The sequence below is a fragment of the Actinomadura opuntiae genome, assembly GCF_030283205.1.
Classification (GTDB): Bacteria; Actinomycetota; Actinomycetes; order Streptosporangiales; family Streptosporangiaceae; genus Spirillospora.
In genome coordinates this window covers 1-9104 of record NZ_JASNWF010000019.1, presented here as the reverse complement: position 1 = coordinate 9104, position 9104 = coordinate 1, and the positions used below count along the sequence as shown (strand labels likewise).

At 76.1% G+C, this 9104-nt stretch carries 8 protein-coding genes and 1 pseudogene; 6 read left to right on the top strand and 3 right to left on the bottom strand.

What is annotated here, in order from left to right:
• Positions 1 to 4 precede the first annotated feature (4 nt).
• The 3 genes from QP089_RS34785 to QP089_RS34775 are packed head-to-tail and all read left to right on the top strand — an operon-like array spanning position 5 to position 1582.
• Positions 5 to 214, top strand: coding sequence for an MbtH family protein (locus QP089_RS34785; protein WP_285917569.1), 210 nt, complete (start codon positions 5 to 7; stop codon positions 212 to 214).
• Positions 207 to 854: a GNAT family N-acetyltransferase gene (locus QP089_RS34780; protein WP_285917568.1), complete on the top strand. Its 648-nt coding sequence runs from the start codon at positions 207 to 209 to the stop codon at positions 852 to 854. The genes QP089_RS34785 and QP089_RS34780 overlap by 8 nt, the downstream gene beginning before the upstream one ends.
• Positions 851 to 1582 carry a thioesterase II family protein gene (locus QP089_RS34775; protein ID WP_285917566.1) on the top strand — a complete coding sequence of 244 codons (732 nt, stop codon included), beginning with the start codon at positions 851 to 853 and terminating at the stop codon, positions 1580 to 1582. The genes QP089_RS34780 and QP089_RS34775 overlap by 4 nt, the downstream gene beginning before the upstream one ends.
• Before the next feature lie 79 nt (positions 1583 to 1661).
• On the opposite strand, the gene QP089_RS34770 is transcribed toward QP089_RS34775, so the two are convergent.
• On the bottom strand, positions 1662 to 2741 hold the full coding sequence (locus QP089_RS34770) for a S1 family peptidase (RefSeq protein ID WP_285917564.1): 1080 nt from the start codon (positions 2739 to 2741) through the stop codon (positions 1662 to 1664).
• Positions 2742 to 3064: 323 nt separating this feature from the next.
• Between QP089_RS34770 and QP089_RS34765 the strand changes: the two genes are divergently transcribed.
• From QP089_RS34765 to QP089_RS34755, 3 genes are all read left to right on the top strand, one after another.
• Positions 3065 to 4057: an ABC transporter ATP-binding protein gene (locus tag QP089_RS34765; RefSeq protein ID WP_285917562.1), complete on the top strand. Its 993-nt coding sequence runs from the start codon at positions 3065 to 3067 to the stop codon at positions 4055 to 4057.
• A 58-nt stretch (positions 4058 to 4115) separates the two neighbouring features.
• Positions 4116 to 5069 carry an ornithine cyclodeaminase family protein gene (locus QP089_RS34760; RefSeq protein ID WP_285917560.1) on the top strand — a complete coding sequence of 318 codons (954 nt, stop codon included), beginning with the start codon at positions 4116 to 4118 and terminating at the stop codon, positions 5067 to 5069.
• 152 nt (positions 5070 to 5221) lie between these two features.
• Positions 5222 to 5827 carry a response regulator transcription factor gene (locus tag QP089_RS34755; RefSeq protein WP_285917558.1) on the top strand — a complete coding sequence of 202 codons (606 nt, stop codon included), beginning with the start codon at positions 5222 to 5224 and terminating at the stop codon, positions 5825 to 5827.
• A 261-nt stretch (positions 5828 to 6088) separates the two neighbouring features.
• On the opposite strand, the pseudogene QP089_RS34750 reads toward QP089_RS34755, so the two are convergent.
• Positions 6089 to 6670, bottom strand: a pseudogene (locus QP089_RS34750) (ATP-binding cassette domain-containing protein); the annotation flags it as partial.
• Positions 6671 to 7566: 896 nt separating this feature from the next.
• The coding region (locus tag QP089_RS34745) for an ATP-binding cassette domain-containing protein (protein WP_285917556.1) at positions 7567 to 9104 on the bottom strand (1538 nt) is incomplete at its 5' end.

Sequence of the window (9104 nt, the reverse complement as noted above, 5' to 3'; positions counted from 1 at the left end):
ACCGATGACGAACCCCTTCGAGGACGCCGACGGCACCTACACCGTCCTCGTCAACGACGAGGGCCAGCACTCGCTGTGGCCGTCGTTCGCCGAGGTCCCCGCCGGGTGGACGGTCGCCAAGGCCGAGGACACCCGGCAGGCGTGCCTGGAGTACATCGAGGCCAACTGGACCGACATGCGCCCGAAGAGCCTCGTCGAGGCCATGGGTGAGTGACCCGGGCGCGGGGCGCGCGCTGGAGATCCCCGCGGTCACCGAGTGGGCGATGGAGATGCTCGACCCCGCCGACCTGCGGCCCGCGCCGCCGCCCGGCGTCGAGATGACCGTCACCCTGGCCGGGGTGCCGTCCGCGGACGTCAGCCGGGCCCTGTACGCGATGGTCGGCGCCCGCGTCTGCTGGACGGACCGCTTCCCCTGGTCGCACGCCGACTGGTGCGCCTGGGTGGAGCGCCCCGAGCTGTCCACCTGGCTGGTGACGGCCGAGGGGACGATCGCCGGGTTCTTCGAGCTGGAGGCCCAGCCGGGCGGCGACACCGAGATCCACCTCGTCGGGCTGACCCCGGCGTTCGTCGGCCGCGGCTGCGGCGGCCACCTGGTCGAGCAGTGCACCCGGCGGGCGTGGCGGCGCGGCGAGCTGTGGGCCCGCGGCAGCGGTCCGGCCTCGCGCGTGTGGCTGCGCACCAGTACGCTCGATCACCCGAACGCGATGGCGAACTACCGGCGCCGGGGTTTCAAGGTGGCGGCGGAGACGACCGCGCCGAAGCTGGTCCCGGACCCGCGGATCGCGCCGTGGCCGCTGCCGCGGGACCCGCGCGCGGCGTCCCGCCGGCACGAGGAGGAGGAGCTGATCACGTGAGCTGGTTCCGCTGCCCGGAGCCCCGGCCGTGGGCGTCGATGCGGCTGTTCTGCCTGCCGCACGCGGGCGGGTCCGCGGTGTTCTACCGGCCCTGGGTGAAGGCGGTCAGCCCGGCCCTGGAGGTGCAGGCCGTCCAGTACCCGGGCCGCGCCGACCGGATGGTGGACGCGTTCGTCACCGACGCCCACCAGCTCGCCCGGCTGATCGCCGGCGCGATGGCACCGCTGATGGACCGCCCGGCCGCGCTGTTCGGGCACAGCATGGGCGCCGTGCTGGCCTACGAGGTGGCGCGGCTGCTGCAGGAGCGCGGCACCCCGCCGGTGCACGTCTTCGCCTCCGGCGCCCGGCCCCCGCACGACCGCGGCGACGAGCGGGTCGCGGAACGCGACGACGACGGCGTGGTCGAGGCGATGCTGAAGCTCGGCGGCACCGACGCCGAGGCGCTGCGCGACCCGGAGCTGCGCGAGCTCGTCCTGCCGTACGTGCGCAACGACTTCGCGCTGATCGAGGACTACGCGCACCGGGACGGGACGCGGCTGACCGTCCCGGTCACCGCGATCATCGGGGACGCCGACCCGCACGTGACCGAGGCGCAGGCCAAGGGCTGGGCGCAGGTCACCGCCGGCCGGTTCGCGCTGAAGGTGCTGCCCGGCGGGCACTTCTACCTCAACGACCGGCAGCCGCAGGTCGTCGCCGAGATCCACCGCACCCTCGAGATCCCCGTCTGACGGGCGGCGGGCCGGTGGCCGGACGTGTGGTGACCACCGGCCCGCCGCCGAGAGCGGTGCCGATCTATTAGGTGCCGATCTAGTAGATGGACACGCCGTAGACGCTCAGGGGCTCGGTGACGGGCTGGAAGAACGTGGTCCCTCCGGAGGAGCAGTTGCCGCTGCCGCCCGAGGTCAGCCCGAGCGCGCTGGACCCGGCGAACAGCGAGCCGCCGCTGTCGCCCGGCTCGGCGCACACCGTGGTGCGGATCAGGCCACTGACGCTGCCCTCCTGGTAGTTCACCGTCTGGTTGAGGGCGGTGACGCGTCCGCTGTGCACGCCGGTGGTGCTGCCGCTGCGGTACACGGTCTGCCCGACCGTGGCGTTCGCGGCGCCGGTGATGTCGCGGGTGCCGCTGCCGTAGAGGCTGACGGAGCCCTGGGTGTCGGTGGGGGTGGAGGTGTACTGGACGATGCCGTAGTCGTTGCCGGGGAAGCTGCTGCCGGCGGTGCGGCCGAGCGTGCGGCCGGACGAGTCCGTCCAGGTGGAGCCGATGTTGGTGCAGTGCCCTGCGGTGAGGAAGTAGTACGTGCTGCCGCGCCGGACGTTGAAGCCGAGCGAGCAGCGGGCGCCGCTGGTGTAGATGGCCTCGCCGCCGCGGGTGAACGTGCGGAACGTCCCGGCGACGCGCTCGGTGCGGACGGCCGCGCCCTGCTTGGCGGCGGCGGCCTTCACCTTCTTGAGCGCGGCGCCCTTGACCGTGCTGTCCATGGTGAGGACGACCTGGTCGGTGGCGGGGTCGGCGGCCCAGGCGGTGCCCGGGACGGCCGCGTCGCGCTTGAGCGCGGCCATGACCTTCTTCAGGTCGCCGCCGTCGCGGGCGACGGTCCGCGGCACGGCGCCGGCGGCGCGGACGGCGCGGGCGGACGCGGCGTCGGCCACCGTGACGACCAGCTTGCCTCCCTTCAGGTAGGAGCCAGCGGTGCGGGAGCCGAGCCGCTGCGCGAGCGCCGTGGCGACCGCGCCCTGCCGGGCCGCGGCGTCGGCGGCCGGGGCGGTGCGCGCCGCGGCGGCCGTGGTCGAGGCGTGCGCGGCGGGTCCGCCGGCGAGGGCGGTCGCCAGCAGCCCGGTCGCCGTCAGCGTGGCGGCGCCGCCGATGCGTGCGTGACGGAACTTCACTGTGCCTCCAGGGGGGAGCGGGCGCACCCGAGTGGTGCGCCGGAGGTCACCGCACATGGTGGAAGAAGCCCCAATGGGGACGAAAGGGAAGAAAGTGCCTAAGCGCCGGTGAACGGATTGTCACAATGGGTACGCGCGCCCGGTCGCGGGCGGTGGGGCGTCTTCGGGCGCGCGGAACCGGGCCGGGGCGCACCGGCCGCGGCTGGACGCGGCGTCCAGTGGGCCTCCCGGCCGTGCGGCCCGCGTCGTACAGTCGAGACGGCGGGGGACCGGACATACGACGCGGATCCCCCCGCCCCCGGTTCCCCGGCACGGGAGTGCCCATGGGAGTCGAGATCCGGGTGGAAGGGCTGAAGAAGTCGTTCGGGCGCCAGGTCATCTGGGAGGACGTGTCGCTCACCGTGCCGGCGGGCGAGATCTCCGCGCTGCTCGGGCCGTCCGGCACCGGCAAGTCGGTGTTCCTGAAGAACCTCGTCGGGCTGCTGCGCCCCGACCGCGGCCACGTCTACGTCGGCGGCGGCGACGTCCCGCGGCTGGCGGAGAACCGGCTGTACGAGATGCGCCGCCATTTCGGCGTGCTGTTCCAGGACGGCGCCCTGTTCGGCTCCATGAACGTCTTCGACAACATCGCCTTCCCGCTGCGCGAGCACACCAGGAAGGGCGAGACCGAGATCCGCCGGATCGTGCTGGAGAAGATGGACATGGTCGGCCTCGCCGGCTCCGAGCACAAGCTGCCCGGCGAGATCTCCGGCGGCATGAAGAAGCGCGCCGGGCTGGCCCGCGCGCTCGTCCTGGACCCCGACATCATCCTCGCCGACGAGCCGGACTCCGGCCTGGACCCGGTCCGCACCGCCTACCTCAACCAGCTGTTCGTCGACCTCAACGCCGAGATGGGCGCGACGTTCCTGATCGTCACGCACGACATCGGCACCGCCCGGGTGCTGCCCGACAACCTCGGCCTGCTGTTCCGCCGCGGGCTGGTGATGTTCGGCCCGCGCGAGATGGTGCTGTCCAGCACGCACCCGGCGGTCAACCAGTTCTTCAACGCCCGCCGCGAGGGCCCGATCGGGATGGCCGAGGAGAAGGACCAGGCGGACGCGGCGGAGGAGGAGCGGCTCCCGCAGGCGATGCCGGGGCCGATCCCGCCGCAGCTGATGCCGAGCGACGGCAGCGTGCGGCCCTCGATGCGCCGCCCGGGCGCCTGGCTCCGCGAGCACGGGGTGACCCCGCCGCCCGGGTCGTTCATCGACGGCCAGGGCAACGACTGGATGGCCGGGTGGGACGAGCTGACCGCGGCCCGCCGCCGCCCGGAGTGACGCGGGCGGCGCCGGAGGCGCGGGTGACAGCCGGGGCCGCGGCCGGGAGAATGGACCGGTGACATTGCTTCTGTCCCGTTCGGACCTGGAATCGCTGCTCGTGCCCACCGAGTGCCTCGGCGCGCTGCGCCGCGGGTTCACCGCCGCTGGGAACGAGTCCGTCGCGCGCCGCGTCGTGGCGAAGGTGCCCGGCCAGGGCACCGCCACGGCGCTGCTGCCGGGCGTGGTGGAGGACGTCCCCGCCTACACGGTGAAGGTGAACGCCAAGTTCCCCGGATCGCGGCCCGCGCTGCGCGGCGTGGTGTGCCTGCACGACCTCGCCACCGGCGAGCTGCTCGCGCTGCTGGACTCGGCCACCGTCACCGCGTGGCGCACCGGCCTCGCGGCCGCGCTCGGCACGCACGCGCTCGCCCGGTCCGCCGCCGACACCGTCGCGGTCATCGGCGCAGGGGCGCAGGCCGAGCTGGTGATGCGGGGGCTGGCCGAGCTGCGCCCGGTGCGCGGGCTGACGGTCTGCGACCTGGACGCCGAACGCGCCGCCGCGTTCGCCGAACGGCACGGCGCGCGGCTCGGCGCGCGGGCGTCCGTCGCGGCCGACCCGCGCGACGCGGTGCGCGGCGCCGGGATCGTCGTCGTCGCGACGTGGGCGCGCCGGCCGCTGCTGCACGCCGCCGACGTCCCGCCGGGCACCCATGTCACCTCGCTCGGCGCCGACGAGCCCGGCAAGGCCGAGCTGGCCGCCGACCTGCTGGAGGGCGCCCGCGTCGTGGTCGACGACGTGCCGCTCGCGGTCGAGATGGGCGTGCTGGCCGGAGCCGGCCTGGACGTCAAGCACGCCGCCGGGACGCTGCGCGACCTGCTGCTCGGCGAGGTCCCGGGCCGGGTGAAGGACGGCGAGGTCACCGTGTACGCACCGGTCGGGCTTCCGTGGCAGGACCTCGTGCTGAGCTGGACCGCCTACCGGGCCGCCCGCGCGTCCGGAACCGGCCGGGAAATGGACTTCCTGGAGTGAGACTCTGCATTTCGCGGAATACCCGATGTCGTGCTTTGTGGGAATCCGTCGTATCTTTACGGCGCTATGCAGAATAGTGTTAACTTCACTGGGTATGCGCTGCCCCTGACCGCGCCCTGTCAAGGCGACGCCGGCTGCCTCGGGAGTCGAAGATGATTCGGATTCTGCTCGCCGAAGGGGCGCAGCTGCTCCGCGGCGGACTCGTCGCATTGTTCGAGAGCGTGCCGGACCTGGAGGTCGTCGCCTCGGTCGACCGCGGCGAGCAGGTGCTGCGGGCGGCCCGCCGGTGCGGCCCCGACGTCGCGCTGGTCGACGTCGGGCTGCCCGGCCTGGACGGCTTCTCCGCCGCGTGCGCGCTCAAGGAGACCGTCCCGGAGTGCCGCACCGTCCTGATGGCGGGCCGCTGCCGGAGCGGCGACCTGCGCCGCGCGGTGGCCGCGGGCGCGGCCGGCCTGGTGCTGAAGGACACCTCGCCCGGCGAGCTGGCCGACGCCATCCGCCGCGCCGCCTCCGGCGCCCGCGTCATCGACGCCGACATGGCCTTCACCGAGCTCGGCTCGGCCCGCGGCCCGCTCACCGAGCGCGAGATCGAGGTGCTGGCGCTCGCCTCACGCGGCGCCACCGCCGCCGAGATCGCCGAGCACCTCGTCCTGACGATCGGCACGGTCCGCAACCACCTGTCCCGCATCAACCGCAAGATCGGCGCCCGGAACCGGGTGCACGCCATCCGGATCGCCGAGGACGCCGGATGGCTCTGAGCCCGCGCCCTCAGGCCCCGGGCGGGGCGGCGGCGCCCCGGCCTCCCAGCGCCCGGCCAGGTCCCGGTAGAGCGGCGAGACCCGCGGCAGCCCGGCGTGCGTCCCGACCAGCGCGCGCGTCCCGTCCAGCACCAGCACCCTGCGCGCACGCGCCGCCGACGCGATCCGGTGCGCGATGACGATCAGCGTGCCGCCGCGCGCGGCGAACGCCGCCTCCGCCCGCGCCTCCGCCGCCGCGTCCAGCCGGCTGGACGCCTCGTCAAGGATCACCACCGGCGCGGGCGACAGGTAGGCGCGGCACAGCGCGAGCAGCTGGCCCTGCCCCTCGGTCAGCGCCGCCGGGTCCAGGTCCGCGCCGAGCCCGCCGAGGTCCCGGACGAGCCGTCCCGCGCCCACCGCGTCCACCGCCCGGCAGACCTCCGGCACGTCCGCGTCCGGCGCGAAATACGTCAGGTTCTCCCGGACCGTGCCGGAGAAAAGGTAGGCCTCCTGCGGAATGAGCGCACGAATCCGTGGATCGCCCGCCGCCGCGCCTTCCACGAGCACTTCTCCGCCGGTCGGCGAGAGCGTTCCGGCGAACAATGCGGCGAGCGTCGATTTGCCGATGCCGCTCGGCCCCACCACCGCCAGATGATCACCGTGCGGAATGGTCAGATCGAGCTCGCTGATCACTTCCCGGCCATTCCCGTAGGCGAAGGTGACCTTTCGCAGCTCGACGGCGGGCGCCCGCGGCGCGCCGCTCCGTTCCGCGCGCGCGGGCACTGCCGGGACGAGCGCCCCGGTCGCGCCGGTCTCCTCGATCCGGCCGAGGGTGACGGCGAGCCGCAGCCCGCTGCTGCCCATGCCCTGCACCAGCGTCCGCAGCGCCGGCTGCAGCCCGTGCAGCACGTAGGTGAGCGCCCCGATCACGGTGCCCGCCGTGGCGCCGCGCCGCATCAGCCACGGCGCCGCCGCCAGCACGGCCAGCACCGGCCCCCAGGCGCTCACCGCGAGCGCCAGCGCCCGGAACGCCGCGAACCGCGCGACCGCGTTCCCGGCCGCCGCCTGCGCGTCGACCGCACCGCCCAGCGCGTCCCGCACCGCGTCCTCCGCGCCGCACGCCGCCACGTCGCGCAGCCCGCCGGCCAGCTCCGCCGCCTGCGCCGCGATCGCCTCCTCGCCGACGACCAGCGCGCGCTGCCGGACCGCCGCCGCCCCGAACGCCGCCCAGAACAGCGCGAGCCCCGCCAGCAGCGGCGGCAGCACCAGCCCCGCGACCTCCGGCATCAGCGCCAGCAGCCCGAGCAGCGCCGCCGCGGCCGAGAACGCGAACCCGCGGGCGACGATCAGCAGCCCCCCGAACGCGTCCCGGACGATCTCCACCTGGTGGGTGAGCCGCGCCACCGCGCCGGTGTCGGCCGCCCCGTCCAGCGACCGGCGCAGCGCCCCCCGGACGACCCGCCGCACCAGCTCGTCGCGGAACGGCTCCACCAGCGCCGCCAGCGCCCGGTACAGCCGCCGGCTGCCGAACGCCCCGACGGCGGCCGCGGCGGCCAGCACCGCGAGCCACACCGCCGCGTCCCGCGTCCGGCCGCCGCGGAACGCGTCGGTCGCGCGCCCGACCGCCGTCCCGAGGACCGCCGTCGGCACCGCCTCCACCACCGACCATCCCAGCCCGGCCGCGACGGCCCGGGGGTGCGCCCGGACGACCCCCGCGACGGCTCGCCGCACCGTCCGCATCAGCTCCCCGCGCCCCGTGCTCATGCGCCGTCCGCCGCCGGCGCGGTGAAGACGGCGCGGTAGTCCGGGTCGTCCCACAGGGCCAGGTGGGTGCCGGTGGCGCGGACGCGGCCGCCGTCCAGCCAGACGACCAGGTCGGCGCGCGCGGCGGTCGTGGCGCGGTGCGCGATGAGCAGGCGGGTGCGGCCGGCGAACCGGGTCAGCAGCGCGTCGGTGATCTGGACCTCGGTGACGGTGTCGAGGCTCGAGGTGGCGTCGTCCAGGACCAGGACGCGCCCGGCGTGCGCGAAGGCGCGGGCCAGGCCCATCCGCTGCCGTTCGCCGCCCGACATCGGCGCGTCCGCGAGCGGCGTGGCGTAGCCGTCCGGGAGGCGGCGGATGAACGCGTCGGCCTGCGCGGCGCGCGCCGACTCGCGCAGCCACGAGGCGGGCGGCCGCGCCGGCCCGAACGTGAGGGCGTCCTCGACGGTCGCGCCGAACAGCGCGGGCCGCGCGAACGCGTACCCGATCTCGCGGCGCAGGGACGTCCGGGCGAGGCGGGGCAGGGGCGCGCCGTCCAGCAGCACCTCGCCCTCGTCGGGGTCGGCGAGCCGGCCGGCGAGCGCCGCGAGCAGCGACTTGCCGGAGCCGGACCGGCCGACGACCGCGACGGCGCGCCCGGCCGGCACGGTGAGGTCGAGGCCGTCCAGCACGCCGCCGGCGCGCACCCCCCGGAACTCCAGCAGGCCGGGCCCGGGCGGCACCGCGGCGGTGCCGTGCGCGCGGGCCGGGACGGCGAGGATCCCGGCGGCGCGGCGGGCGCCCGCGCGGGCCCGGCCCAGCCGCAGCACCTGCGTCAGCACGGGCCCGAACCCGGCGGCCAGGCCCGCGTACTGGACGGTCGCGACCAGCTCGCCCGGCGTGATCCGGCCCGCGGCCAGCTCCGTCCCGGCGACCGCGACGGCCGCGACCTGCAGCAGCAGCAGGGTGAGCAGGCCGCGCGCGGCGATCGAGCCCTGCACCCGCCACATCGTCTCGCCCTCCGCGCGCAGGCCGGGCAGCGGCGCCAGGACGCGCGCGGCCTCGCGCTCGGCGGTGCCGGCGGCGGCGATCGTGCGGGAGCCGGCGAGGGCCTCGGCGAGGCGCCCGGCGATCGTCCCCTGGATGTCGAGGTAGCGGTGCGCCGAGGCGGTGACGTCGCGGACGAACATCCGCAGCAGCAGCGCGATCGCGGGCAGCGCCACCGCGATCGCGATCGCCGCCCGCCCGTCGATGAGGACCAGCGCGGCCAGCGCCCCGGCGGACGGCAGCAGCCCCGCCGCCGCCTCGATCACCGCGGCGGGCGCCGTCCCGGCCTCGGCGGCGCCGCCCACCACGCGGGCGGCCGCGTCGCCGGGCGGCAGGCGCAGCGCGGGGCCGGCGGCGAGCAGGTGCCGGACGAGCCGGTGCCGCAGCCACGCGGTGGCGCGCGCCGTGCCGCAGCCGGTGGCCAACTCGGACAGGATCTCGGCGGCGGCCGCCACCGCGACGAGCGCGACGCATGGCCACAGCGCGGCGGCGGCGGGCGGCCCGCCGGGCG